Source organism: Saccharothrix syringae (assembly GCF_009498035.1).
In the GTDB taxonomy this organism is placed as follows: domain Bacteria; phylum Actinomycetota; class Actinomycetes; order Mycobacteriales; family Pseudonocardiaceae; genus Actinosynnema; species Actinosynnema syringae.
Window position 1 is genome coordinate 3,818,828 of the sequence record NZ_CP034550.1, and the last position, 24,805, is coordinate 3,843,632.

21 protein-coding genes are annotated in these 24,805 nt (G+C 72.8%); 9 read left to right on the top strand and 12 right to left on the bottom strand.

Going from position 1 to position 24,805, the window contains the following annotated elements:
- Position 1 precedes the first annotated feature (1 nt).
- The 5 genes from EKG83_RS16940 to EKG83_RS16960 all read left to right on the top strand — a co-directional run bounded on the left by EKG83_RS16940 (position 2) and on the right by EKG83_RS16960 (position 7,616).
- Entirely contained in the window at positions 2–1,939 is a 1,938-nt protein-coding gene (locus EKG83_RS16940; protein WP_153278174.1) for an aminotransferase class I/II-fold pyridoxal phosphate-dependent enzyme, read from the top strand.
- 54 nt (positions 1,940–1,993) lie between these two features.
- The gene (locus tag EKG83_RS16945) at positions 1,994–3,973 is read left to right on the top strand and encodes a carbamoyltransferase family protein (protein ID WP_228122648.1); all 1,980 of its coding nucleotides are present in this window, start codon (positions 1,994–1,996) and stop codon (positions 3,971–3,973) included.
- 75 nt (positions 3,974–4,048) lie between these two features.
- Positions 4,049–5,362 (top strand): DegT/DnrJ/EryC1/StrS family aminotransferase, encoded by a 1,314-nt coding sequence (locus tag EKG83_RS16950; RefSeq protein ID WP_084716936.1) that lies wholly within the window; start codon positions 4,049–4,051, stop codon positions 5,360–5,362.
- The gene (locus EKG83_RS16955; RefSeq protein ID WP_033434034.1) at positions 5,359–6,423 is read left to right on the top strand and encodes an Ldh family oxidoreductase; all 1,065 of its coding nucleotides are present in this window, start codon (positions 5,359–5,361) and stop codon (positions 6,421–6,423) included. The genes EKG83_RS16950 and EKG83_RS16955 overlap by 4 nt, the downstream gene beginning before the upstream one ends.
- Positions 6,420–7,616, top strand: coding sequence for a Gfo/Idh/MocA family protein (locus tag EKG83_RS16960; RefSeq protein WP_051766623.1), 1,197 nt, complete (start codon positions 6,420–6,422; stop codon positions 7,614–7,616). Before EKG83_RS16955 ends, EKG83_RS16960 begins: the two co-directional genes overlap by 4 nt.
- Positions 7,617–7,671: 55 nt before the next feature.
- Here the strand turns inward: EKG83_RS16960 and EKG83_RS16965 are convergent, their stop codons facing one another.
- From EKG83_RS16965 to EKG83_RS17005, 9 genes are all read right to left on the bottom strand, one after another.
- On the bottom strand, positions 7,672–8,820 hold the full coding sequence (locus EKG83_RS16965; RefSeq protein WP_084716934.1) for a magnesium and cobalt transport protein CorA: 1,149 nt from the start codon (positions 8,818–8,820) through the stop codon (positions 7,672–7,674).
- Positions 8,821–9,366: 546 nt separating this feature from the next.
- Positions 9,367–10,026 carry a hypothetical protein gene (locus tag EKG83_RS16970; RefSeq protein WP_153278175.1) on the bottom strand — a complete coding sequence of 220 codons (660 nt, stop codon included), beginning with the start codon at positions 10,024–10,026 and terminating at the stop codon, positions 9,367–9,369.
- 130 nt (positions 10,027–10,156) lie between these two features.
- On the bottom strand, positions 10,157–11,245 hold the full coding sequence (locus tag EKG83_RS16975; RefSeq protein WP_407690762.1) for a cytochrome P450 family protein: 1,089 nt from the start codon (positions 11,243–11,245) through the stop codon (positions 10,157–10,159).
- Positions 11,242–12,684 (bottom strand): cytochrome P450, encoded by a 1,443-nt coding sequence (locus EKG83_RS16980; protein ID WP_228122649.1) that lies wholly within the window; start codon positions 12,682–12,684, stop codon positions 11,242–11,244. The genes EKG83_RS16975 and EKG83_RS16980 overlap by 4 nt, the downstream gene beginning before the upstream one ends.
- Positions 12,681–13,277, bottom strand: coding sequence for a GTP-binding protein (locus EKG83_RS16985; protein ID WP_033434032.1), 597 nt, complete (start codon positions 13,275–13,277; stop codon positions 12,681–12,683). Before EKG83_RS16985 ends, EKG83_RS16980 begins: the two co-directional genes overlap by 4 nt.
- A complete protein-coding gene (locus EKG83_RS16990) occupies positions 13,255–13,608 on the bottom strand; it encodes a DUF742 domain-containing protein (protein ID WP_033434031.1) in 354 nt (117 codons plus the stop codon). Before EKG83_RS16990 ends, EKG83_RS16985 begins: the two co-directional genes overlap by 23 nt.
- Complete coding sequence (locus tag EKG83_RS16995) at positions 13,605–14,003, bottom strand: roadblock/LC7 domain-containing protein (protein WP_033434030.1); 399 nt, start codon at positions 14,001–14,003, stop codon at positions 13,605–13,607. Before EKG83_RS16995 ends, EKG83_RS16990 begins: the two co-directional genes overlap by 4 nt.
- Positions 14,000–15,250 (bottom strand): ATP-binding protein, encoded by a 1,251-nt coding sequence (locus EKG83_RS17000; protein ID WP_033434029.1) that lies wholly within the window; start codon positions 15,248–15,250, stop codon positions 14,000–14,002. Before EKG83_RS17000 ends, EKG83_RS16995 begins: the two co-directional genes overlap by 4 nt.
- 517 nt (positions 15,251–15,767) lie before the next feature.
- Positions 15,768–16,439, bottom strand: a complete 672-nt coding sequence (locus EKG83_RS17005; RefSeq protein WP_033434028.1) for an AIM24 family protein — start codon at positions 16,437–16,439, stop codon at positions 15,768–15,770.
- Between the two features lie 287 nt (positions 16,440–16,726).
- Between EKG83_RS17005 and EKG83_RS17010 the strand changes: the two genes are divergently transcribed.
- A complete protein-coding gene (locus EKG83_RS17010) occupies positions 16,727–19,327 on the top strand; it encodes a glycosyltransferase (RefSeq protein WP_228122650.1) in 2,601 nt (866 codons plus the stop codon).
- Positions 19,327–20,778: a radical SAM protein gene (locus EKG83_RS17015; protein WP_033434027.1), complete on the top strand. Its 1,452-nt coding sequence runs from the start codon at positions 19,327–19,329 to the stop codon at positions 20,776–20,778. The genes EKG83_RS17010 and EKG83_RS17015 overlap by 1 nt, the downstream gene beginning before the upstream one ends.
- Positions 20,779–20,791: 13 nt before the next feature.
- On the opposite strand, the gene EKG83_RS17020 is transcribed toward EKG83_RS17015, so the two are convergent.
- From EKG83_RS17020 to EKG83_RS17030, 3 genes are read right to left on the bottom strand one after another with little or no spacing between them, the layout of a single operon-like run.
- Complete coding sequence (locus EKG83_RS17020) at positions 20,792–21,115, bottom strand: STAS domain-containing protein (RefSeq protein ID WP_051766622.1); 324 nt, start codon at positions 21,113–21,115, stop codon at positions 20,792–20,794.
- Positions 21,103–22,377, bottom strand: a complete 1,275-nt coding sequence (locus EKG83_RS17025) for a PP2C family protein-serine/threonine phosphatase (protein ID WP_153278176.1) — start codon at positions 22,375–22,377, stop codon at positions 21,103–21,105. Before EKG83_RS17025 ends, EKG83_RS17020 begins: the two co-directional genes overlap by 13 nt.
- Positions 22,377–23,192: an alpha/beta fold hydrolase gene (locus EKG83_RS17030; protein ID WP_033434026.1), complete on the bottom strand. Its 816-nt coding sequence runs from the start codon at positions 23,190–23,192 to the stop codon at positions 22,377–22,379. The genes EKG83_RS17025 and EKG83_RS17030 overlap by 1 nt, the downstream gene beginning before the upstream one ends.
- 208 nt (positions 23,193–23,400) lie before the next feature.
- On the opposite strand from EKG83_RS17030, the gene EKG83_RS17035 reads away from it, so the two are divergent.
- A complete protein-coding gene (locus EKG83_RS17035) occupies positions 23,401–24,492 on the top strand; it encodes a GDSL-type esterase/lipase family protein (protein WP_033434025.1) in 1,092 nt (363 codons plus the stop codon).
- 142 nt (positions 24,493–24,634) lie between these two features.
- Complete coding sequence (locus EKG83_RS17040; protein ID WP_153278177.1) at positions 24,635–24,790, top strand: hypothetical protein; 156 nt, start codon at positions 24,635–24,637, stop codon at positions 24,788–24,790.
- Positions 24,791–24,805 lie beyond the last annotated feature (15 nt).

Here is a 24,805-nt window from a genome sequence, read left to right on the forward strand (position 1 = left end):
GATGGGGCAACGAGCCTTGCACACCTCCTCCGACCAACTCGACCGGGCCGCCCGGCCCGTCTTCCGCGGCACCGTCTCGCGGGCCCTCGAACCCGCCACGATCGGGCGGCTCCGGGAACTCCTCCGGGACTTCCACGACCGCTACGCCCGGCTGGAGGGCGACGAGACCGCGCGGTTCCCGTTCCTGTGCCGCTGGGCCTTCCAGGTCCTCACCAGCCGCAACCAGGAGGTCGACCCGCGCACCGGCGCGCTGGTGGACTGCGTGCCGGGCCAGGGCAACCTCGACACCGGCGACGCGTCCGCACCGCCGTACCCGCCGTTCGTCGACCGGCTCCGCGAGCAGGTCGACGGCGCCACCGACTTCGCCCGGTACTTCGGCCCGGAGTGCGTCGACGGGCTCGACGAGGCGGTCCGCGGCTACGTCACCGCGATGGGCTTCCCGCTCGCCGACCACCTGGACGGCCTGAGCACCGTCGTGGGCAGCGGGACCATCAGCCTCTACAACGCGCTCTGCCAGCACCTGGTCGCCGTCGCCGGGGACGTCGTCCTGCACCCGGAGGTCTCCTACGGCTTCTTCCTGACCCAGCCGTACCGGGCGGGCGGGGCGGTCGCCGCGGTGCCCATGGCGGCGGACGGCACGGTCGACGTGGCCGCCCTGGACCGCGTCGTCCGGGAGCGGAACGCGGCGCTGCACCGGGCGTGGCTGCCCGCGCGGGTGGTCCTGGTGCGCCGCACCCTCGACGAGCTGCACGCCCGCGGCGTCATCGGCACGGCGGCGACCCCCGCCGACGTCGAAGCCCTCACCGAGGGGCTCGACGGGCTGGACAACCTCGCGGCGGGCGACGAGCTGTTCGCGCGCGCCGTCGCCCGCTGGCCGGAGATCCTGGGCGCCGAGCAGCTGCACCGGCGGGCCGCCCAGGTGCTGCGGCCACCGCGCGTGGTCGGCCACCTGCACATCACCCCGGCCGTCACCGGCGCGCTGCCCTCGGACGCGCACCTGGCGGAGCTGGGCCGGGTGCTGGGCGAGCACCGGATCACCGCCATCGAGGACATGTCCTACCACTCGATCCGCAGCTCGCCCCGGGCCCAGGGCACCCTGCTCGAACACCACCGCGACACCTGCGTCCTGTTCGGCGTCTCCAAGCCGTTCGCCCTGGCCAACCCGCGCATCGGCGTGCTGCTGGTGGCCACCGCGGACGCGGAGGCCGTCACCCGGGCCGTCGAGAGCACCATCGGCTTCGTCTACACGGGTTTCCAGCACGCCCTGGCCGGCGCGCTGGCCGACGACGCCGACCGCGCCCGGGCCTACCTCGCGGACGAGTCCTGGGACCCGGCGACGGGCTACGACTTCCGGCGGGCGCTGCTGATCGCGATGGTCGAGGGCGTCGGGTCCGCGCGGCTCTCGCCCGCCGAGCGCGACGCCGCCCGGACCGCGCTGCGGTCCGAGGTGGACCGGTTCTTCCGGTGGAAGTTCGACCAGGGCGTCGTGGTGTGCCCGCCGGACCACGACGGGGTCGACGCGCCGGGGGAGGCCGTCGGGGACTACGACGACCTGCCGCCGGCCGTCCTGGACTACCACCGGCGGGTCGCCCACGCGTTCACCACCACCGGCCTGCGGCACTGGTTCGCGGTCGAGTTCGAGCCCGAGGCCGGGTTCTTCCTCGTGGTCCACTGCGACGCCGTGCTGGCCCGCGGCCGGATCGGCCCCATCCCGGTGAGCCGCACCTTCGACGTGTTCGGCGTGCTGGCCCACCTGTTCGGCGTCCGGGTGGTCCCCGAGGAGATGATGACCGCACCGCGGCCGGTCAACCGCCGCCTCCGGCTGTCCTTCTCACCGCCGGTCGAGAACCTGGTCCGCTGCCTGCTGACCACCTACCTGGGGCTGACCTGGCTGGAAGCCGGCGCGTCGCCCGGTCCCGAGGACCCCGCCGACCGCTGAAGCCCGCGCCGCTGCCCACCCGAGCACACCGCGAAGCAGAACGGAGCGCACGACTTGTACACCCTGGGGTTGAACTGCTGCTTTTCGCCGCCCACCGAGGACATCGTGCCGGGGCTGCCCCAATGGTTCTTCCACGACGCCTCCGCCGTCCTGGTGCACGACGGGCACGTCGTCGCGGCCGTCGAGCAGGAACGGCTCAACCGGATCAAGCACACCAACAGGTTCGCCGGCGACGCCGCCCGGGCCTGCCTCGCGCAGGCCGGCATCAAGCTCGGGGACGTCGACTCGGTCGCGTTCTTCTTCGACGAGGCGTGGACGGACAAGGAGCTGTTCCACCAGTACACCGAGCACCCCGGCGTCGGCATCCGGTGGGCCCGCGACCTCATCACCGCCCGGTTCGCCGAGGCCCTGGAGGAGGACCTGCCCGAGGAGCGGCTGACCTTCGTCGCCCACCACGACTCGCACGCCTACTCGGCGTACCCGCAGTCCGGCTACGACGACGCCCTGGTCGTCGTCATGGACGGCCGGGGCGAGGAGGAGTCCAGCTCGGTCTACACCGCGAACGGCGACAAGGTCGAGCTGCTCGCCACCAACACCCCCGAGAACTCCATCGGCCACTGGTACACCGCCGGCACCGAGCTGATCGGCTACGGGCTGTTCGACGAGTACAAGGTGATGGGCCTCGCCCCCTACGGCGACCCGGACACCTACGCCGCCGCCCTCGCGCCCCTGTACGACCTGCTCCCGGACGGGGACTTCCGCCTGGACTTCACCAAGCTGCGCACCACGATGTTCCGCACCGGGTTCACGCCCCGGCGCAAGGGCGAGCCCTTCGAGCAGCAGCACAAGGACTTCGCCGCCGCCCTCCAGCAGGTCACCGAGCGGGTCGCCACGCACCTGATCAGCCACTGGCAGCGGGTCACCGGGCACCGGCGCCTGGCCATCGCCGGCGGCGTCGGCCAGAACTGCACCCTCAACGGCAAGCTCCTGGCGGGCGGCACCTTCGACGACGTGTTCGTGCACCCCGCCGCGCACGACGCGGGCGCGGCCCTCGGCGCGGCGCTGAAGGTCCAGGCCGACACCTCCGGCAGGCTCACCCGGCGCCGGGTCCGCGACGTCTACTGGGGCAAGCCGCTGCCCGCGCCGGACCGGACCGCGGAAACCCTGGCGCGGTGGCGCGGCTTCGTCGAGGTCGAGCGCCTGACCCGGACCGAGCAGCGGGTCGCGGAGCTGCTGGCCGACGGCAAGGTCGTCGCCTGGGTCCAGGGGCGCTCCGAGTTCGGCCCGCGCGCGCTGGGCAACCGCAGCATCCTGGCCGACCCGCGCCCGGAGGAGAACCGGCAGCGGGTCAACCTGCTGGTCAAGAAGCGGGAGACCTACCGCCCGTTCGCCCCGTCCGTGCAGGCGGAGAACGTCCGGGAGTACTTCGACATCCCCGAGGGCGCGACCGTCTCCGACTTCATGGTCTTCACCGTGCCGGTCCGCGAGCACCACCGGGCCGGGCTGGGCGCGGTGACCCACGTCGACGGCACCGCCCGCGTCCACGCGGTGGACCGCGCGGTCAACGAGCGGTTCTGGCTGCTGCTGGAGGAGTTCGAGGCGCGCACCGGCGTGCCCGTCCTGCTCAACACCTCGTTCAACAACCACGCCGAACCCATCGTCGACTCCGTCGAGGACGCGGTGCGCACCTTCCTCACCACGGGCCTGGACCACCTCGTGGTCGACGACTTCCTCGTCTCCAAGCCCACCACCGGCCGGCCGCTGACCGACCTGGTCCCCGTGCTGGAGCCCTACGCGCGGATCGAGCGGCGCGTGGACGCGGCGAAGAACGAGTCGGCGTGGGTGACCGGCAACTACACCAAGGCCAAGCGCATCCCCGTGGGCGCGCGGACCGCCCTGCTGCTGGAGCGGTTCGACGGCGTGCGGACGCTCGGCGAGCTGGGCCTGGACGCGGCGGACCCGGCCGACGCGGACGTGCTCGACGAGGTCGAGGCGCTCTGGGGCGACCGGTTCCTGGACCTCCGACCGCGGTGACCCGCCGGGGCACCGCACCAACGACCGCCGTTCCGTTCGGCGACGCAAGTCCGGCGACGCGAGTGAGGACACGACATGAGTGAACTGGCAGTGCTGGGCGGCGACCCCTCGATCCGGGTGCCGCGCGACGACCTCTTCGAGTGGCCGATCCTGGGCCGGGAAGAGGAGGAGGCCGTGCTGCGCACGATGCGCAAGCCGAGCTACCTCGACTTCGAGACGGTACCGGCGTTCGAGAAGGAGCTGACCGACTGGCTCGGCGTCGAGCACGTCATCACCGAGAGCTCCGGGACGCACGCCGTGCTCGGCGCCATGTTCGCCTGCGGCGTCGGCGCCGGCGACGAGGTCATCGTGCCCACGTCGACGTACTGGGCCACCTGCGTGCAGGCGTTCACCCTGCGCGCGAGCGTGGTCTTCGCCGACATCGACCCGCTGACCATGAACATCGACCCGGCCGACGTCAAGCGCAAGATCACCGACCGCACCAAGGCCATCGTGGTGGTGCACCTGCTCGGCTACCCGGTCGACATGGACGCCATCTGCGCGATCGCCCGCCGCCACGGCGTCAAGGTCATCGAGGACGCGTCGCACGCCCACGGCAGCCTCTACAAGGGGCGCAAGGTCGGCACCCTGGGCGACATCGCCGCGTTCTCGATGTGCGGCAAGCCGCTGTCGATCGGCGAGGGCGGCATGATCGCCACCAACGACACCGCGCTGCACGACCGGGCCCTGGCCTGGGGGCACAACTTCCGGTTCCACCCGGGCGAGGTGCGCGACCCGGACCTGCTGCGCTTCGCCGGCCTGCCGCTGGGCGGCGTCACCTCCCGGATGCACAACCTCAGCGCGGCGATCGGGCGCGAGCAGCTGCGCCGGTTCGACGAGCGCGTCGAGGAGATCGACGCCGCCATGAACCTGTTCTGGGACCTGCTGGAGGACGTGCCCGGCCTGGTGGCGCACCGCCCGCCGCGCGGCAGCGGCTCGACCATGGGCGGCTGGTACAACCCGCACGGGGTCTACCAGCCCGAGAAGTTCAACGGCCTGTCGGTCTCCCGGTTCGTCGAGGCGGTGCGCGCCGAGGGCTTCTACGCGGCCACCCGCATCTGCATCCGCGAGCCGCTGCACACCCACGAGCTGTTCCACAGCGCGGACGTGTACCGCGAGGGCAGGCCGACGAACCGGCACGCCTCGGGCAACCCGCCGCAGCGGCGGGGCGACCTGCCGGTGGCCGAGTCGGTGAAGGCGTTCACCGTGCCGCCGTTCCGCCGCTACGACAAGGCCGTGATCGAGGAGTACGCGGCGATGTTCCGCAAGGTCGCCGAGCACCACAAGGAGCTGATCGAGGGCGACCGCGGCGACGGCAGCGTGGTGCTCGACGAGCGGGGCAACGGGTGACGCAGGCGTTCGGGGGTCCGGTGGTCGAGCGGGTGCGGTGGCCCGCCACCACCGCCCTCGACTGGGCCGCCGGGGTCTTCCGCGCGCTGGGCGCGGACGAGGAGACCGCGTCGGCCGTCGCGCTGGCCCTGGTGGCCGCCGACCTGGCCGGCCACGCCAGCCACGGCGTGCGCCTGGTCGCCACCTACGCCCACCAGGTCTCGGTGGGGGAGCTGGTCGCGTCCGCCCGCCCCCGGGTGATCGGCCGGGACGGTGGCCACACCTCGCTGAGCGGGGGCTTCGGCCTGGGCGCCGGGACCATGCGGCACGCCGTGGCGTGCGCCGCCGAGGACGCGCGGCGGCACGGGTTCGCGACCGTGGGCCTCAGCGACCTCGGGCACGTCGGCCGCCTGGGCCTCTACGTCTCCCAGCTGTCGGCGCAGGGCCTGATCGGCATCCTGACCTGCGGGTCCGCCTTCGTGCCGAGCGAACGGGTGGTGGCGCCCCTGGGCGGTGTCGAGCGCGTGTTCGACACCAACCCGTGGGCGTTCGGCTTCCCGGCCGAGGGCGGAGACGTGGTGATCGACATGTCCACGTCGGCCAGGTCGTACAACGCGGTGGCGGCGCTGGCCGCCTCGGGCGGGAGGCTCCCCGAGGGCGTGGGCCAGGACCGGCACGGCCGGCCGTGCCCGGACCCGGCGGAGGTCCTGCGCTCCGGCAGCCTGCTGCCGGCGGGCGGCGCGGTCGGCTACGGGCTCGCGCTGGCCACCGCCTGCCTCGCCGCCCTGGGCGACGGCCCGCGGGCCGGGGGCGTCGCCGGCGGGTTCCTGGTGGCGATCGACGTGGCGCGCCGCCGGCCCGTCGAGCCCTACCGGCGCCACGTGGGCGAGGTCGCGGACGCGCTCCGGGCCTCGGCACCCCGCTCACCCGACCTGCCGGTCCGGGTCCCCGGCGGGCGCGGGGCGCTGGTCCGGTCCCCGGCCGAGGTCTCCGGCCTGATCCCCGTGGACGAGTACGTCGTCGAACAACTGGAGGAAACATGTCAGCGGTTGGGCCTGCCACCGGTGCCGGAGCCCTGTTGAGCGGAGTCGACCGGGTCGGCATCGCCTTCCTGGGGTGCGGGTACGCGTCGGACTTCTACGGGGCCACCCTGCCGAACTACCCGCACCTGCTGGTCAAGGGCGCCTTCGACCCGCGGCGCGAACGCGCCGAGACCTTCGTCGACGAGTACGGGGGCCGGGTGTACGAGGACTTCGCCGCGGTCCTGGCCGACCCGGGCGTCTCGGTCGTGGTGAACCTGACCCCCGTGACCGACCACTACCGCACGACCAAGGCGGCGCTCCTCGCGGGCAAGCACGTCTACTCGGAGAAGCCGCTGGCCTCCGACCTGGACGAGGCCCGCGAGCTGGTGGAGCTGGCCGAGGAGCGCGGCCTGCTGCTGTCCAGCGCGCCGTCGACGGTGTTCAGCCAGTCCGCGCAGACGCTGCTCAAGGCGGTGGAGGACGGCCTGGTGGGCCGCCCCCTGCTGGTGCACGCGGCGCTCGACATGGGCGCGCTGGCGTTCATGTCCTACGACCACTGGCGGAGCAAGCGCGGTGTGCCGTGGCCGTACGAGGACGAGGTGCGCAACGGCTGCGTGATGGAGCACGCCGGCTACCAGCTGAGCTGGCTCGTGGCGATGTTCGGGCCGGTCAAGCGCATGACCGGGCACACCGCGACGCTGCTGTCGCAGGAGTGGGCCGGGCTGGACCGGGGCGAGGTCGCCCCGGACGTGTCGCTGGGGTTCCTGGAGTTCGCGAGCGGGGCGGTGTGCCGCATCAGCATCGGCTGGGTGGCGCCCCGGGACCAGTCGCTGGTGGTCATCGGGGACCGGGGCACCCTCTCGGTGGCGGACGTGTGGCAGGCGTCCTGCCCCGTCGTCCTGCGGCGCCGGGTGCCCACCTCGGGCAAGGACCACGAGTACCTGGGTGAGCCGGTGGAGCTGCCCTTCGTGGTCCCGCCCACGCCGCACCACTACGACGACACGCACGACCTGACCGTGGGCGCGGGCGTGTCCGACCTGGCGCTGGCCCTGCTGGAGGGGCGGGAGCCGTTCCTGAGCGCCGCGTACTCCCTGCACGTCCTGGACGTCAGCCTGCGGCTCGCGTCCGGGCGGGGGGTGTCCGAGGAGGTGCCGATCCGGCACGGGGGCGACGTGAAGCTGTCCCGGGGCCTGCTGGAGCCGGCGGGTGCGCCGCGGGGGCTGGTGCCCGTGGCCCGGGAGGGCGGGCGTTGACCGGTGGCCCGCGGAAGGGTGTTCAGGTCGGTGGACACCCTTCGGGCCCGGTCCCTCAGGTGCCGCGCGGAATCCGCGTGGCGATCAGGACCAGCCAGGCCAGGAGGAGCAGCAGCACCCAGAACATGGGGCGGGCGGGCATGCCGGAGCGGCCCGGCCTGCTCAGCCACCGGTTGCGCTTGAACAGCTGGTAGAGCACCAGGCAGACGCCCAGGGTGCCGGCCAGGACCAGCGGGTAGCCGTACCGCCAGTGCAGCTCGGGCACGGTGTCGAAGTTCATGCCGTAGGTGCCGAAGACCATGGTGGGCACGGCGATGACGGCGGCCCACGCGGAGATCTTGCGCATGTCGTTGTTCTGCTGCAACGACACCTTGGCCGTCGTGGCGTCGATCAGGGTGGAGAGCAGTTCGTCGGCGCCGGCCACGCGCTCGGTGACCCTGGTGAGGTGGTCGTCGACGTCGCGGAAGTAGGAGCGCACCGCGTCGGGCACCAGCGGCCCGCAGTGGCCGTCGCCGAGCCTGCGCAGCGGGCCGGCCAGCGGCACCGCCGCCCGGCGCAGCTCCATCAGCTCCCGCTTGAGCAGGTACACCTGCTCGATGCCGACCCGGCTGCGCGGCGCGAACACGGCGGTCTCGACCAGGTCGATGTCGCCCTGGAACGCCTCGGTGACCTCCAGGTAGCCGTCGACCACGCGGTCGGCGATGGCGTGCAGCACCACGGCGGGGCCGCCGGCCAGCCGCTCGGGCTGCCGCTCCAGGTCGGCGCGCAGGGTGGCCAGCCCGGAGTGGTCGCCGTGGCGGACGGTGATGACGTGGTCGTGGCCGAGGAAGACCATGATCTCGCCGGACTCGACGATCTCGTTGGTGGTGGTGGGTGACTCGTGCTCGACGTAGCGCACGGTCTTGAACACCGCGAACAGGTTGCTGTCGTAGCGCTCCAGCTTGGGCCGCTGGTGGGCGTGCACCGCGTCCTCGACGGCCAGTTCGTGCAGGCCGAACACCTCGGCCACGTCGCGGATGCGGTCGTCGTCGGGCTCGAACAGGCCGATCCAGACGAACCCGGCCCCGCGCGCCCGCACCTCGGCGGCCGCCTCCGCCGGTGACCAGGAGCCGGGGAGGCGGGCGCCGTCGACGTAGACGCCGCACGCCAGCACGGCGTCCCGGGTGGCCGGGGCGCCCGGGGGGTTGTCCGGGGGAACCGCCATGGCACTCGATCATGCCCCAAGGCGGGGAGGCGCGGTGGTCGGGTCGCCCTGACCGGGTCCGGCGCGACCACCGCGCGCTCGCGCCGCGGAAGTCGCGCGGCGACGTCGCCGGGCGCCCGGCCACCGCCCCGATGGTGCCGAACACGTCTGCCGGCTCGACCGGCGAACCGTCCCGCGTGCGCTCGGAGACGTTGCGCACGCACGACATGGAGACGGGTCGGCACCGGCGGCGACCGCGGTGTCGTGGAACCGCCGCGGGTCGGCGTGCTCGTGGTGCCACGGCGTGCCGGTCGCCTCGGAGGGCAGCCCCGCGATCTCCTCGACGCCGCGCTCCCGCCACCGCGTCGCGACCGGGTGGAGCAGGGCCTGCCGGTGCCGGGGCGCAACGCCAACGGCTACCGCGAGTACGCCGGGGGCGCCGCGGACGTCGTCGAGTGCACCCAACTGCCGTACGCGGGCGGGCCTGCCCACCGGGAGGGTCGCCGAAGTGCTGCCCGCCGCGTGCCGCGACACCGCCGGCCGGCTCCGGCGGCCGGTGCCGTGCCGTCAGCCGGCGAGCAGCGGCGCGGTCGCGCGGGCGGCCTTCTCCAGGGTGCCGACGGCGTCGGCCTCCTGCGGGCCGTAGAAGGAGAACTTGGTGAGCAGGTCATTCTTGCTCATCACGAGTTCGCAGACCCGCATGACGTCCGAGGTGTGGCAGGCGGCGAACTGCGCGTCCACGCCCAGCGGCGCCAGGGTCACCTCGCGCTCGGGCGTGAAGGGACCCTCACCGCCGAACTTGAACGGTTGGCACTCCAGCGCCTCGCGGGCGTGCCGCACGGTCTCGGCCGCGGCGCTGACGCGGCGGTAGGAGACGCTGAACTGGTCGACGTAGGAGAAGGCCGGCTTGTTGAGCCAGCTCTTGGACAGGCGGGTCATCGACATCGCGCCGTCGGTGGGGAACTCGGCCAGGCACTCCATGATCCGGGAGTTCTTCTGCTCGGCGGATTCCAGGCGGGTGAAGCCGAAGGGGGTCAGGACGTCGTCGGGCAGCTGGGCCTTGACCAACCGCGACTCGATCAACGCGGGATCGGGTGCGGCGGGCGTGCTGCTGGTGGTCGTGGTGGTGGTGCTGTTCGGTGTGGTGCCGGCCCGAGGTGCGGCGGCGGGTGCGGTCGAGCACCCGGCCAGCACGAGGGCCGCGAGGATGATCCCCCCAATTCGCATGGGCCGGACCGTAACAAGCGGGTGGTTGCCAGACAAATTCCACAGTGGTCCGGTGGCCCGCGACAACGTGGTGGCGACAGGCCGTGCGATCCGGGGCGCGCCAACGCCGTCGACGCGCCCCGGGCCGTGGTCACTTCAGCCGCACCGGCAGCGACTCGTGGCCGTTGGAGATGAAGGACTGGCTCGGCCGCAGCTCGTGCGGCGCCACGGCCAGCTCCATCCCCGGGAACCGGGCGAACAGGGCCGGCAGGGCGACCTCGGCCTCCAGCCGGGCCAGGGGCGAGCCCAGGCAGTAGTGGACGCCGTGGCCGAAGGCCAGGTGGGTCTTGTCGGCCCTGGTGGCGTCGAACTCGTCGGCGGACTCACCGTGCACCGACCGGTCCCGGCCCGCCGCCGCGTAGGCCGCCAGGATCGCCTCGCCCTTGCGGATGACCACGCCGCCGACCTCGACGTCCTCCACCGCGTACCGCAGGGGCAGGTTCGCCACGGGCGCCTGCCAGCGCAGGGTCTCCTCGATCACGTCCGCCCAGCCGACGGTCCCCGCGCGGACCGCGGCCAGCTGCTCCGGGTGGGTCAGCAGGGCGGTGATCGCCTGGTCGAGCAGGTTCACCGTGGTCTCGTAGCCCGCCGAGATCACCAGGATGAGCGTGTCGACCAGCTCGGCTTCCTCCAGCCTGGACCCGTCGTCCTCGCGCACCGCGATCAGGCCGCTGGTCAGGTCGTCACCGGGGTTCTCCCGCTTCGCCGCGACCAGCTCGTGCATGATCCCGTAGAGCCGCACGGCGTTCGCCTGGGCCGCTTCTGCGGTGATCGTGGTGTCGAAGACGCCGTCGACGACCTCACGCAGGTCCTCGCGCGCCCCGTCCGCCACGCCGAACAGCTGGCAGATGACCTCGATCGGGATCGGGTAGGCGAACCGCTCCCGCAGGTCCACCGGCTGCTCCGCCGCGTCCAGCTCGTCCAGCAGCCGCTCGGTGATCCGCTCGATCCACGGCCGCATCGCCGCCACGCGCCGCGCCGTGAACGCCTTGGCCACCAGCGAGCGCAGGCGCCGGTGGTCGCCGCCGTACGCGGTGAACATGTTCTGCACCGACACCCACAGGTGCAGCGGCCAGTCCTCGGAGATCGCGCCGCTGGTGTAGGCGGGCCAGTGCTGCCGCGGGTCCTTGGAGACCCGCGGGTCGCCGAGCAGCGCGCGCAGGTCGTCCTGGCGGGTCACCGACCACGCAAGAACCCGGCCAGGGAGTTCCACCAGCGTCGCCGGTCCCCGCGCGGCGATGGCCGCGGACTCGGCGTGGATGTCCCGACCGGTCGGGTCGAGGACGACGGGGTCGAGGGCGACGGGGTCGAGGGCGACGGGGTCGACGGGTGTGGGTCGGTCGAGGGAGCCGGGGTGGTCGGCTGTGCGTTCCATCGGTCTTCTCCAGGGAACTCGTCGGGCTGGACGGGCACGGATACCGGGGTGAAACGCACGGGGAGCGCGGTGAGCGCGCGGTGGAACGGGCCGGGTCGCCAGACCAGCTCGTCGACGGGCACGGCCAGCCGCATGTCGGGCAGGGCGTCGAGGATCTTCTCCATCGCCACCGACGCGATCAGCCGGGCGGGCTGCTGGGCCGGGCAGGAGTGCACGCCCGCGCTCCAGGCCAGGTGGGCCCGGTTGCCCGAGCGCTGCTGGCCGGCCAGCACGGGGTCGTTGTTCGCGGCGGCGAAGCTGATCACCACCGGTTCGGCGGCGGGCAGCCGGACACCGGCGAAGTCGGTGTCCTCGACCGGGTAGCTCGCCGAGTAGTTCGCCATCGGCGGGTCGGTCCACAGCACCTCGTCCAGCGCCTCCTCGACCGGCAGGCTGCCGCCGGAGAGGTCGCCCGCGAACCGGTCGTCGGCCAGCAGCAGCCGGATGGCGTTGGCGATCAGGTTCTGCTCGGGTTCGGTGCCCGCGCCCATGAGCAGCACGAGCTGGTGGATCAGCTCCTCGTCGGTCAGCCGCGCCGGGTGGGCCATCATCCACGAGGGCATGTCCTGGCCGGGCCGCTGCCGCTTGAGCGCGACCAGCTCCAGCATGCACTGCGTCAGCTCGGCGTTGGCCTGCTCCGGCTCGACCATGTCGAAGATGTTGCGCATGGCCACCACCAGCCGGTCGCCCAGCTCCCGCGGGCAGCCGTAGAGGTGGTTGAACATCATCAGCGGCAGCAGCTTCGCGTACTCGCCGAGCAGGTCGGCCTCGCCGTTGCCGGCGAACCGCGCGATCAGCAGGTCCGCGGTCGCCTCGACCTGGCCGCGCAGCGCGTTCGGGTCGACCCGCGCGAGGCTGTCGGTGACCACGGCGCGCAGCCGCGCGTGGGCCGCGCCGTCGGCGAACAGGCAGTTGGGCCGGTACATCATCATCGGCAGCACCGGGCAGTCCGGCGGCATCTTCGCCTGCCACCGCCGCGGGTCGCGCGGGAACGCGTTGGGGTTGCGCAGCACGTCCAGCGCGGCGGAGTAGCCCACCACGAGGGTGGCGGGCACGCCGGGCGCCAGCTCGACCGGCGCGACCGGCCCGTGCTCGCGCAGGGCCCGGTAGGTCGCGGCCGGGTCGGCGGCGAACCCGGGGCCGTGCAGGGGCATCCGGTCGCGGTGCGCGGGACAGGACTGCCCCGGGGCGGCTTGCGAGGTCACGCGTTCTCCTGGTTGCGGGTCAGCAGGTACTCGACGAGGGTGACGAGCGCCCGCGTGGACGAGGTCGCGTCGCGGGCGTCGCAGGACACCAGCGGGGTCTCGGGCAGCAGGTCCAGCGCGTCCCGCAGCTCCTCGCCGGGGAAGGCGGGCGCTCCGTCGAAGGTGTTGACCGCCACCGAGTAGGGGATGCCCAGCTCCTCCAGCAGGCCCATCACCTCGAAGGACTGCTCCAGGCGGCGGGTGTCGGTGAGCACCAGCGCGCCGAGCGCGCCGTGGGCGATGTCCTTCCAGATCGGGATGAACCGCTGCTGGCCGGGCGCGCCGAACAGGTAGAGCACCAGCTCGTCGCTCAGCGTCAGCCGGCCGAAGTCCAGCGCCACCGTGGTGGTGGACTTGCCGTCGACCCCGGCGAGGTCGTCGACGAGGGCGCCGGCCTGCGTCATCGTCTCCTCGGTGCGCAGCGGGCGGATCTCCGACAGGGTGCCGACGAAGGTGGTCTTGCCGACCGCGAAGGGACCCACGACCAGCAGTTTCACCGCCGTCCGCACGGTGTCGCGCAGGTAGACGCCGTCAGAGGCGGGCGCGGAGGCCATCGAGCACGTCCTTCAGCAGCTTCACGTCGGGGCGGGCGGTGTGCGAGACCGCGGCGTGCGTGGCGATGTGACCGCTGTCGACCAGGTCGGACAGCAGCACCTTGGTCACGCTGATCGGCAGCGAGAGGTGCGCGGCGATCTCGGCCACCGACAGCGCGCCGCCGCGGCACAGCTCCATCAGCCGCTTCTTCTCCGGCGACAGCCCGGAGACCTGCTCGCGGGTGGCGATCACGACCGTGACCGCGTCGAGGGTGTTGCGGCTGGCGTGGGCCCGGCCGCCGGTCACCACGTACGGCCGGACCAGGCCGCGTAACCGCCTCTCGCCGCTCACGCCGGGCTGCCGGCGTCCTGTCGGGGCGGGCTGGTCAGCTCCTTGCCCAGCCGCTGCACCAGCTCCTGGATACGGAAGGAGACCGCCTCCATGTCCACCCGGTCGGTCGCCGACACGGCCAGGTACGCGCCCGGCCCGGCGGCGGCGAGGAAGACGAAGCCGCCGGCGAACTCGCTGACCGTCTGCCGCCAGTCCGCGCCCGCCTGGCCGCAGAACTCGGCCGTGGCGCGGGCCAGCGACTGCAGCGCCGACATCGCGGCGGCGTGGCGTTCCGCGTCGTCCCGGTCGATGCCCGCCGAGTGCGCCATCAGCAGGCCGTCGGCCGACAGCAGGACCGCGTGGCGCGTCTCCGGCATCTTCAGGGCGTCGTCGAGCATCCAGCCCAAGGTGTTCATGCCTGGGGATTCCCTTCAGCGACGGTCGGCGGGACAACGGCGCGGCCGGAGTCGGTCCCGCGCTTCCAGGCGGCCAGCCCGGTCGCGACCCGCTGGTCCGGCGCCGCCTGGGCGACCGGGGCGGCTTGGTCGGCGGTGCGCACCCGCCGGCGCCGGGGCAGGCCGTTGGGGGTGCGCGCCGGCTCCGCGTCGTCCTCGGTCGTGCGCCCGGTCGGCTGCCCGGGCGGCAGCGCGACGGCGTTGTCGGGCATGGTGGGCCTGCTGACGCGGGTGAGCAGTTCGTTCGGCAGGAACACCACCGCGCGCACACCGCCGTACGGCGAGCGCGTGTCCACCGAGACGCGGAAGCCGTAGCGCTTGGCCAGCACGCCGATGACCGCGAACCCGACCTGCGGCGGGTCGCCGAGCCGGTTGATGTCGCTGGAGCCGTCCCCGGCCAGCAGCCGGGCCGCGCGCTGCAGCTCCTCGACGGTCATGCCGACGCCGCCGTCGTCGACCATCACGACCATGCCGTTGTGCGCCTGCTGGAAGTTGACCTCGACGCTGGTGTTGGGCGGCGAGTGCCGGGCGCCGTTGTCGAGCAGCTCGGCCACGGCCAGCACGACCGGCTCGACCGCCCGGCTGACCACCGCCACGTCCGACTCGGCCGGGACGTTGATCCGCAGGTAGTCCCGGATCCGCGAGGTGGCGCCGCGCACCACGTCGGTCAGCGACGACGCCGACCGCTGCTGCCCCGGCCACGACCCGCAGAGCACCGCGGTGGCCTGGGCCCGGCGGTTGAGCTGGGAGTTCATGTGGTCGATCCGCATCAGGCCCGCGAGCACGTCCGGGTCGTCGTGCCGCTCCTGCATGGCCGAGATCGCGACCTGCTGCTCGTTGGCCAGGCTCTGCACCGCGCGCATCATCGACTTGAGCGTGGCGCGGGCCGACTGCTCGCCCCGCTCGGTGGCCTGCCGGACCGAGTCGGTGAACAGCGCGAGCACCGGCTCGTGGCCCCCGCCCACCTCCGGGTGCCGCGGTCCGGGCACCTCGACGGGCCGGTGGTTCAGCGACTCCGCCAGGGCGGGCAGCCGGGCGTCGACGAGGTGCTGCTCCTCCTCGGCGCGGAGCCGCACCAGGGCCTCGGCCCGTTCGGCCCGGACCAGCAGCGCGCGGGTCGTGCGGTGCCGGCGTACCAGCAGGAACAGTGAGATCAGCGCGACGGCGAGCGCGAACCAGAACGCCACCGCGAGTGTTTGTTGGTCCATCAATTCCTCTGGTGCGGAGCTGCCGGATACAGGGCGTCAGCAGGTTCAGATCTTTATCACGGGACTTCGCCGGACGCCAAGTGGTGGTGGCAGTCTCCCCCTGATGGAGCAATGGGTGTGAAATGCAATACCATATGTCTACTTGGGACGGTCGGTACGGGGGGTCGCTATCGGGGGCCTTGATCGATCAACTGACCTTGTCGAGACCTGGGGGCGGGTGGTTGCGGGGTGGTTGGCGTGGTGAATTCCGATTAAGCGCAAGAACGGTTTTGACGTGGTAGTCGGGTCCTCTGTTGGCAGGGGTGGTAGTTCGGTGTGCGCTTTCGCGTGCGGGGGTGCTGTCGTGCGGTGATTCGGTCGGACGTGTATTGACGTCCGGGGTGGAAGTTTGCGCGGTTGGGCGTTTCGGCGGGTGGTGGTCGGGTCGAGTGGGGGAGGGGGCGCCCGATTCCAACCCGGTCCCGCCCCCCACGCCGGCCCGGCGCTCCCCCGAGCGGTTGGGCACGAGACGCCCCTCCTACTGCGCCGCCGGCTTCGGGTGCCCCTCCGATGCCTGCACGACGACGATCCCCCGCCCGGTCAGCGCGAGCTGGTACGCCTCGCCCGACCCGCGCCCGATGGCCGCCGCGAGCTTCGCGGTCCGGCGGATCGAGGACTGCAACGACGTGGACCACAGGACGGCGGACTGCATGTCGACGTACGTCGGCACGTCCACGTTCAACACCACCGGCGTGCCGTACGCCGTGATGGCCAGGGCCCCGGTGCCGGTGAACGTGGTGTTGAACAGGCCGCCGCTGAGCACGGAGGCGCCCTCGACGCGGTTGATGTCCCACTTGAGCGTGTTCTCGAACGCCAGCACGTTGCCGCCGTTGACGGTCACCCCCTCGTCCTCCAGGTGGACGATGAACACCTCGTCGGCGTCCTGGGCGAGGAAGACGTCACCGCTGCCCGACACCTTCATCAGTGACATGCCCTCGCCGGTGAAAGCCTTCTTGAACAGCTTCCCGATGCCGCCGCTGCCCTCGTAGGCGAAGTCGACGTCGCCCTGGTAGGCCACCATGGAACCCTGCTTGGCGAAGAAGAACCCGCCGGTGCCGGTGAGGTCCACCTTGAGCATGCGGTCGTTCTGGAGCTGGAAGCTGCCGGGTTCGACGGACCGCTCCGCGTGGTCGAGCAGTGAGCTGCGCATGGCCCGATGGTGTCAGGTGATCACCGAAGCGCGCATCCCGGACCGACCGCCCCCGCCCCCTGCCCGAAAGGGCCGCGGTTGCGCGGTGCCGAAGTGCCGTCGCCGACACCGCCGAACCGATCGAAACCCCCCTCGGCAACGCGCTGACCTGGCCGATCACCGTCCCGCACCGCCACGGGGCCGAAGTGACCGATACTCGCTTCCGGGCCGTCACGCAACGTACGCGATCGACTTCGTTCCGGGTAGCGTCGCAAGGGCTCGCGCAGCCGACGCTGGGGTCATTGCCGATGACGGTGCTCTGGGGTGTCTCCTTCGACGCGACCCCGCTGTCCGGTGTGGTCGTCGAGTTCCTGAAGACCGCCCGCCGCCTGGCGGCGGGCACCGCCTACTCCGTGCACCTCGACCTCGGCTACGACATCAAGGCCGACAAGGACGCCTTCTTCCGCCCCTACCGCGACGAGGCCGCGCTCTTCCCCGACTGGGTGCGGCTGGACCGCGTCGACGGCCTGGCGGACGTGCCCGGCTACGACCGGTCGTTCGTCGAGCGGGTGCTCGCCGAGGTGGTGCAGGGCGGGGACCCGGCGCTGCTGGGCGAGGTCGACCGGGTCGCCGCCGGGGTCGCCGACCGGATCGAGCGGACCTGGGAACGGCTCGGCGTGACCCTGGTCGTGGTCGAGAACGGCACCCTGCCGGAGAACATCACCTACACCAGGGCGCTCTACCGGGCGATCGAGCGCTACGGGGCCCGCCACCGGCTCGGCCGGTTCGTGCTGTGGCGCGACCACGACCTGATGTGGCAGAGCGAGCCCGGCGCGGCGAAGTACGGCCGGTTCCCGTACCCGGCCACGCCCGCGCCCCGGAACTCGCCGCACGTCCACTACTTCGCGCTGCACGAGCACGCCAGGAGGCGGACCCTCGACTGGGTGCCCGACCTGACCACCATCGACGTGCTGCCCAACGCGTTCACCTGCCGCACCGCCGAGGTGGACGAGCGCAACGCCGGGTTCCGCCGCGACCACGGCATCCCCGAGGGCGCCGCGCTGCTCGCCCGGATCACCCGGGTCATCCCGCAGAAGCGCGTCGACCGCGACATCCACCTGCTGGCGCTGCTGGCCGACCGGCTCGACGCCCACCTGTTCGTCGCGGGCGACGTGGACGAGGCGCCGGGTGAGCACGCCCGGCTGACCGCGCTGGCCACCCGGCTCGGCGTGCGCGACCGGGTCGTGTTCGGCGGCTGGCTGACCCCGTACGACACGCGGGTGGCGGGGCGGTACTCGGTGCGCGACCTGCTCGCGCACGCCGACCTGGTCACGTTCCTGACCTCCTACGACTACGAGAGCTACGGCAACCCGGTCAGCGAGGCCGTCGCGTCCGGCACGCCGTACGCCACCAGCCGGTACGAGCTGTACGACGAGGTCTACGGCGACCGGGGCTTCCGGGCGCCGGTGCTGGACGTGCGGGTCCACGACCTGCCGACGCCGGGGTTCGCCGACGAGGTGGCGGAGCTGATCACCGACGAGGGGAAGCGAGCCGAAGTGGTCGAGCACAACCGGGAGCTGGGGGAGGCGCTGTTCGGCGAGTCGGTCGCGGGCGGCCTGCTCGACCGCCTCTACCCGCCGCCGATGGGGCCGCGCACGCGGATGAGCGTCGTGCTGCCGGTCTACAACGAGGCCGCCACCCTGCGCGAGGTGCTGCGCACGCTGCACGACCAGCGCGACGGCGACGGCCCGCTGGACCGGGACCTGTACGAGGTGGTGCTGGTGGACAACAACTCCACCGACGACACCGCCGCCATCGCCCGCGAGTTCGCCGCCGCGCACCCCGACCTGGCCGTGCACGTCATCCACGAACCGGAGCAGGGCGTGTCGTGCGCCCGCCGGGCGGGCATGGAGTTCGCCGCGGCGCGCAGCCGCAACCGGTCCGGCACCGACGTCGACGAGCGCTTCTACCTGGTCTCCGCGGACGCCGACTGCCGCGTGGACCCGCACTGGCTGGCCGAGCTGCTGGCCGCGATGGAGACCTCCAAGGCCGCCATCGCCGTCTGCGACTACTACTACAACCCCGACCACTTCACCGGCCGCCCCCGGCTGTGGGACGCGATCCAGCGCACGCTGCGGTGCCGCGCGGTGACCTTCTCCCTGTTCGGCGGCTTCCCCGACGGCAAGGGCTTCGCGGTCGAGCGCGAGGCGTACGAGCGGGTCGGCGGCATCGAGGTGTTCTACCAGCTCCAGGGCGGCCGGTTCGTCAACCACCTGTCCGACGACTGGGACTTCGGCATCAAGGTCGCCAACGCGGGCGGGGGGATCACCTACGCGCCGCGGTCGCGGGTGGAGATCAACCCCCGGCGCATCGACCACGCCCTGGACGAGGTCATCACCGGCCGGGCCTACGGCTCGGACGGCATCATCGTCATGCGCGACATCCGCCCCGAACCACCGGCCGGCGCCGGCGGCGACCTGACCGCGGAGCAGGCCCGGCTGGCGTGGGACTTCTCCATCAAGGACTTCACGCCGAAGAACGTCGTCCTGCCGGTGCTGCTCACCCCGTCGCTGCTGGAGGACGAGGCGGTCGTGGCGTTCTTCGGCCCGGACCTGGCGGCCCGCCTGGGCCGGCGCATCGCCGAGATCCGGGACGAGATGCGGGTGCTGGACTTCGCGCCGATCCACTCCTACAAGACGCCCTCGTACCGGCTGTACTTCGAGTTCGCCGACGAGATCTTCGCCCGGCTGCGCCTGCACGTCGGCGAGGACATCGGCTACCCGCCGCCGCTGCCGCCGTGCCTGCGAGACGTGCCGCCCGAGCGGTTCACCGAGTTCGTCCGCTACTACTGCGAGGACCGGGAGTCGGGCGAGGCGCACAACCACTTCGGCAACGGGGGCGTGTTCTGATGGCGCTGACCTACGAGCAGGCCGTGGACTCCCTGCACGTGCTGGACCCCGCGTGGCCGCGCCCGGCGGTGCTCGACGCCCTGGGCGCGCCGGAGAACCGGCACCTGCTCGACTACGTCAAGGAGGACCCGTTCGGGGCGCACGTCTTCCCCGGCAACGTGCCCGGCTACGCGCCCGAGGCGTTCCTGGCCGACCTCGACGCGCAGCTACCCGCCGGCGGCCCCATCCACCTGTGGTCCTACATCCCCACCTGCGCCTACCGGTGCCGGTTCTGCCAGTACCCGGTGGTGGTGGTCAAGGGTCCGCCGGAGGTCACCCGGGAGCGGGCCGCGCACTGGGTGGACCTCAACATCGCGGAGGCCCGGCTGTGGCTGGCCGCCGTGCCGAACCTGGCCCGCGCCGAGGTCGGCGAGTTCAACGTCTTCGGCGGCACGCCGTCGCTGCTGCCCGAGCCGGAGATCCGCCGCCTGCTGGACTTCTACCGGGAGAACTTCCGCTTCACCGCGGCCTCGACGATCCGCTTCGAGGGCGACCCGAGCACGTTCACCCCGGCCAAGCTGGAGCTGCTGCGCGGGCTGGGCTGCACCAAGCTGTCCAGCGGCGTGCAGTCCTTCGACGACCACGTGCTGCGGGAGAGCGGCCGGGAGCACACGTCGGCCATGTGCGTCGACTTCGTGCGCAACGCCAAGGCCGCCGGGTTCGAGTGGGTGAGCATCGACCTGATGTACGGCCTGCTGGACCAGACCGCGGACAGCGTCCGCCGCGACCTCGACGTGGTGCTGGAGCACGAGGTGCCCGCGGTGGTGTGCACCAAGCTCCACCTGGCGTCCTACGCGGACTCGCGCACCGGCGTGACGGGGGAGAAGCCCGCCGCCTGGCAGCTGCCCGACTACCGGGACCGGCTGGTCCGCCGGGGGCACCGCTGGCCGACGCTGGGCGAGCAGTACCAGATGCGGGAGCTGCTGACCGAGGGCCTGCGCGCCGACGGCTACGCCGAGCACCCCACCATGTACTTCGCCCGCGCCGGTTTGGGGCCGGAGAAGTGGAAGTCCATCATGGTCGACCAGGACCGGCAGGAGCCGGAGGTGGCGATCGGGCTGGGCGGCAGTTCGAGCTGCCGGGCCTCGGAGGCGATCACCGACGTGAACTCCCGGCGGTACGCCGAGACCGTGCGCGCGGGCCGGGTGCCGCTGGGGTCGGCCACCCGCTTCACGCCCGAGGCCCAGGAGTCGCGCGCGGTGAAGATGGCGCTGTCCACCCTCCGGCCGCTCGACGACGCCCTGCACCGGCGGCGCTTCCCGGGGCGGTCGCTGTTCGCCGAGCCGTGGCTGGGCCGGTTCCTGGCCCTGGAGGCGCGCGGCCTGGTCCGGCTGGACCGGACCGCGGGGACCGTCGCGCTCACCCGGGACGGCGAGGTGCTGGTCGAGGCGGTCATCAACACCGAGCTGTGAACCGCCGCGCCCCTCACCGGGTGAGCCGGCCCCGGTCGGCGTCGTGCACGGTGAAGATCTCCGTCAACCCGGTGACGTGCAGCATCCGGACCACCATCGCGGGCGGGGCGACCAGCTCGACCGCGCCGCTGGACAGCTCGTGCGCGGCGATGAAGGCGCTGAGCCCGCTGGAGTCGCAGAAGGTCAGCCCGGTCAGGTCCAGGACGAGCCGGTCGCCCGCCGCCAGGCGCAGCCCGTCCAGGGCCGCGTGCAGCCGCGGGGCGGTCCGGTGGTCCAGCTCCCCGGTGAGCGCGACGGTGTGGGCGGTGCCGTCGACGGCCGTGGTCAGTTCGAGCACCGCGCCTCCTGCGCGACCCGGGCGGGGACACCGATCGCGAGCACCGCGGTGTCGTCGGAGGGCGACCGCGACCAGTCGGTCAGCAACCGCACCAGCAGGTCCACCACGGTGCGCGCGTCCCGGCCGGTCATCCCGGCGGCGGCCTCGACCAGCCCTTCCTCCTCCAGCATGGTGCCGTCGGCGCGGCGGGCCTCGGTGAGGCCGTCGGAGTGCAGGACCAGCACGTCACCCGGCTCCAGCCGGGTCGTGGCGGCGGTGAACCTGGCCCGGGGCAGGACGCCGACGAGCTGCCCGCCCGGCGTGGGCAGCGGCTCGACCCCGCCCGCGGCGCGCAGGACCAGCGGCGAGGGGTGCCCGCCGCCCGCCACGGTGACCGCGAGCCCGTCGCCGTCCGGTTCGAGCACGCCGAAGACCACCGTGCAGAACCGCGGCGCCCCGGTCCGGCGCTGCTGCAGCAGGACCGCGTTGAGGGTGGTCAGCACGGCCACGGGGTCGGTGTCGTGCACGGCGGCGGCGCGCAGGGCGTACCGGGTCAGCGACGTCAGCACGGCGGCCTCGGGCCCCTTGCCGCACACGTCGCCCAGGAAGAACCCCCACCGGTCGCCGCCCAGGGGGAACACGTCGTAGAAGTCGCCGCCCACCTGGTCGCTGGACGCGACCTGGTAGTGGGCGGCGAGGTCGACGCCGTCGACCTCGGGCAGCGCGTCGGGCAGCAGGGTGCGCTGGAGGGTGCCGGTCAGCCGCTCCAGGCGTTCCCGCTCCTGCTCGGCGCGGCGCTTGGCGGCCAGCAGCTCCCGCTCGTACGCGCGCCGCTCGCGGGCGTCGAACACGGTCAGGCGCACCAGCAGCGGCCGGCCCTCCGCGCCGCTCTTGACCCGCGCGCTGACCAGGGTGGGCAGCCGGCGGCCGTCGGCGGCCACCAGCTCCAGGGCCAGCTCGCGGACCTCGCCGTGCATGCGCAGCATCGGCGCGTAGTGCGTCTCGTGGTAGAGCCTGCCGCCGCCGGTCAGCAGGTCGGTGAAGCGCCTGACGCCGACCAGCTCCTCGCGCCGGTACCCGAGCCAGCCCAGCAGCGTCTCGTTGACCTTGGCGATCTCGCCGTCCATGAGGGTCGACAGGTAGCCGCAGGGCGCCTTGTCGTACAGCTCCTCGGCGTCGTCCTCCAGCAGGGACGAGAACACCGCCCGCGGGTCGCGGATCGCCGGGTCGCCGTCCTCGCCGGGCTCGTCGGACCCGCCCAGGCCGGTCCCGGCGGCGCACATCACGACCCCGCACCCCCGGACCCGGCCAGGAAGCCGCGGATGGCGGCGGCGGTCTCCTCCGGCGCGCTCAGGTTCGGGCAGTGCCCCGTCGCGTTGAGCACCACCAGCTCGCTGCCGGGGATGGCGCGGTGCACGAACTCGCCCACCGCCCGGTCGGCGATGACGTCGTCGCGGCACTGGAGCACCAGGGTCGGCAGGCCCACCGCGGCCAGGTCGTCGCGGTTGTCCGACAGGAACGTCACGCGCGCGAAGTGCCGGGCGATCTCCGGGTCGGTGCGGCAGAAGCTCTCGGTCAGCTCCTGGCCCAGCTCGGGGCGGTCCGCATTGCCCATGATGGCCGGCGCCATCGCCGCCGACCAGCCCAGGTAGTTGCTGTCCAGCGAGTCCAGCAGCTCCTCGATGTCCGCGGTGCTGAACCCGCCCCGGTAGCCGTCGTCGTCCACGTAGCGCGGCGAGGGGCCGACCAGGACCAGCGCGCCGAACCGCGACGGGTCCCGGTTGGCGGCCAGCACGCCGATCATGGCGCTCACCGAGTGCCCGACGAACACCACGTCGCGCAGGTCCAGCTCGTCGAGCAGTTCGAGCACGTCGCCGGCGTAGCCGTCCAGGGAGGCGTAGCGCTCCGGCTGCCAGGCCGACAGGTCCGAGTGGCCGGCGCCCACGTGGTCGAACAGCACCACCCGGTGGTCGTCGGTGAACGCGGGGGTGACCAGCCGCCACATGTTCTGGTCGCAGCCGAAACCGTGCGAGAACACCACCGGTCGGCCGTCCGCCGGCCCCGACGCGGTGACGTTGTTCCTGGTCCGCACGTCCATGGCGGCAGTATCGCACCACGGCTGATCATCGCCGCCCGCGGTGTCGGTGTCGGCGTCGAACGGATTCGACGTCTTGAATGGGCGTTGATGTCGAAACACCCGTTGATCTAACCGAAACTTTCGGTAGCCTCCTGGGGAGAAGTTCTTCGACGCATCGCCACCCCGGGTGCGGCCGCCGGCATCCCCGATCCGACCGAGAGGAAGACCCATGGCCGGAAAACCGCGCCTGCTCGCCGCCGTCGCGGCCGTCGCCGCGCTCGGCGCGTTCGCCGCGACCGCGGTCACCGCGGCCCAGGCCGTCCCGGGCGTCGCGCCCGCGGCGGCGGTGAAGGTGATGCCGCTGGGCGACTCCATCACCGACGGCTTCAACGTGCCCGGCGGGTACCGCATCGACCTGTGGCAGAAGTTCGTGGCCGGCGGTTACGCCATCGACTTCGTCGGCTCGATGACCAACGGCCCGAGCAGCCTCGGGGACCGCAACCACGAGGGCCACTCCGGCTGGACCATCGCCCAGGTCGACGCCAACATCACCAACTGGCTGCGCACCTACGCCCCGCGCACCATCCTGCTGCACATCGGCACCAACGACATGTACGGCGGCGACCCGGGCGGCGCGCCGCAACGCCTGTCGGCGCTCATCGACAGGATCACCGCCCAGGCGCCCGACGCGCACCTGTTCGTCGCCACCATCACGCCGCTGTCCTCGTACGACGCGGCGGTGCGCACGTTCAACGCCACCATCCCCGGCATCGTGCAGAGCAGGGCCAACGCGGGCAAGAAGGTCCACCTGGTCGACATGTACCGGGCGCTGACCACCGCCGACCTCGCCGACGGCGTGCACCCCAACGCGGGCGGCTACAGCAAGATGGCCACCACCTGGTACAACGCCCTGCTCTCGGTGCCGGGCAGCATCAGCGACGGCACCACCACCACGACCACGACCACCACCACGACAACGACGACGACCACCACGACGACGACCACCACCACGGGTACTCCGCCGGTCGGCGCGTGCTCGGCCACCCACCGCACCGTGAACTCGTGGCAGGGCGGCTACCAGGGCGAGGTCAGGGTCACCGCGGGCGCGGCCGCGATCAGCGGGTGGACGGTCCGCTGGACCCTGCCCTCCGGCCAGGCGGTCAACCAGGTCTGGGGCGGGGTGTCCACGGGCAGCGGGACGTCGGCGGCGGTGCGCAACGCCGACTGGAACGGCTCGCTGGCGCCGTCCGCCTCGACGACGTTCGGCTACATCGCCACCGGCACCCCGGCGACCCCGACCCTCGCCTGCACCAGCCCCTGACCGGCGCACGGGCACCCGCGTCGGCCCCGGTCCGGGGCCGACGCGGTGTGAGGTACGCGTCGTCGTGACATACCTCATCGTTTGGCGAAAACCCCCGACCGGTAAACAGGAGGTGCACACGCTTTTCGCTTGGAGGGAAAACATGCACCAGACGGACACCGGACGGGCGGTCGCCAACCCGCGGCGGACCAGGCTGGGCCTGGACTGGACCGCGCGGCCCGTCGGCGGCGCCGACCGCCCGCAGCCGGCGCCCAACCCCGCTCCCGACGCGTGCGCCGAGGAGCGCCCGGTCGGTTGAGCCGCCGGTGAGGCC

Coding starts and splice junctions, on each gene's coding strand:
- EKG83_RS16985 (WP_033434032.1), bottom strand. CDS start 13,277: ATGGCCTCCGCGCCCGCCTCTGACGGCGTCTACCTGCGCGACACCGTG.
- EKG83_RS16940 (WP_153278174.1), top strand. CDS start 2: ATGGGGCAACGAGCCTTGCACACCTCCTCCGACCAACTCGACCGGGCC.
- EKG83_RS16970 (WP_153278175.1), bottom strand. CDS start 10,026: ATGCGAATTGGGGGGATCATCCTCGCGGCCCTCGTGCTGGCCGGGTGC.
- EKG83_RS16950 (WP_084716936.1), top strand. CDS start 4,049: ATGAGTGAACTGGCAGTGCTGGGCGGCGACCCCTCGATCCGGGTGCCG.
- EKG83_RS16995 (WP_033434030.1), bottom strand. CDS start 14,003: ATGAACACCTTGGGCTGGATGCTCGACGACGCCCTGAAGATGCCGGAG.
- EKG83_RS17015 (WP_033434027.1), top strand. CDS start 19,327: ATGGCGCTGACCTACGAGCAGGCCGTGGACTCCCTGCACGTGCTGGAC.
- EKG83_RS17025 (WP_153278176.1), bottom strand. CDS start 22,377: ATGTGCGCCGCCGGGACCGGCCTGGGCGGGTCCGACGAGCCCGGCGAG.
- EKG83_RS16965 (WP_084716934.1), bottom strand. CDS start 8,820: ATGGCGGTTCCCCCGGACAACCCCCCGGGCGCCCCGGCCACCCGGGAC.
- EKG83_RS17010 (WP_228122650.1), top strand. CDS start 16,727: ATGACGGTGCTCTGGGGTGTCTCCTTCGACGCGACCCCGCTGTCCGGT.
- EKG83_RS17000 (WP_033434029.1), bottom strand. CDS start 15,250: ATGGACCAACAAACACTCGCGGTGGCGTTCTGGTTCGCGCTCGCCGTC.
- EKG83_RS17030 (WP_033434026.1), bottom strand. CDS start 23,192: ATGGACGTGCGGACCAGGAACAACGTCACCGCGTCGGGGCCGGCGGAC.
- EKG83_RS17035 (WP_033434025.1), top strand. CDS start 23,401: ATGGCCGGAAAACCGCGCCTGCTCGCCGCCGTCGCGGCCGTCGCCGCG.
- EKG83_RS17005 (WP_033434028.1), bottom strand. CDS start 16,439: ATGCGCAGCTCACTGCTCGACCACGCGGAGCGGTCCGTCGAACCCGGC.
- EKG83_RS17040 (WP_153278177.1), top strand. CDS start 24,635: ATGCACCAGACGGACACCGGACGGGCGGTCGCCAACCCGCGGCGGACC.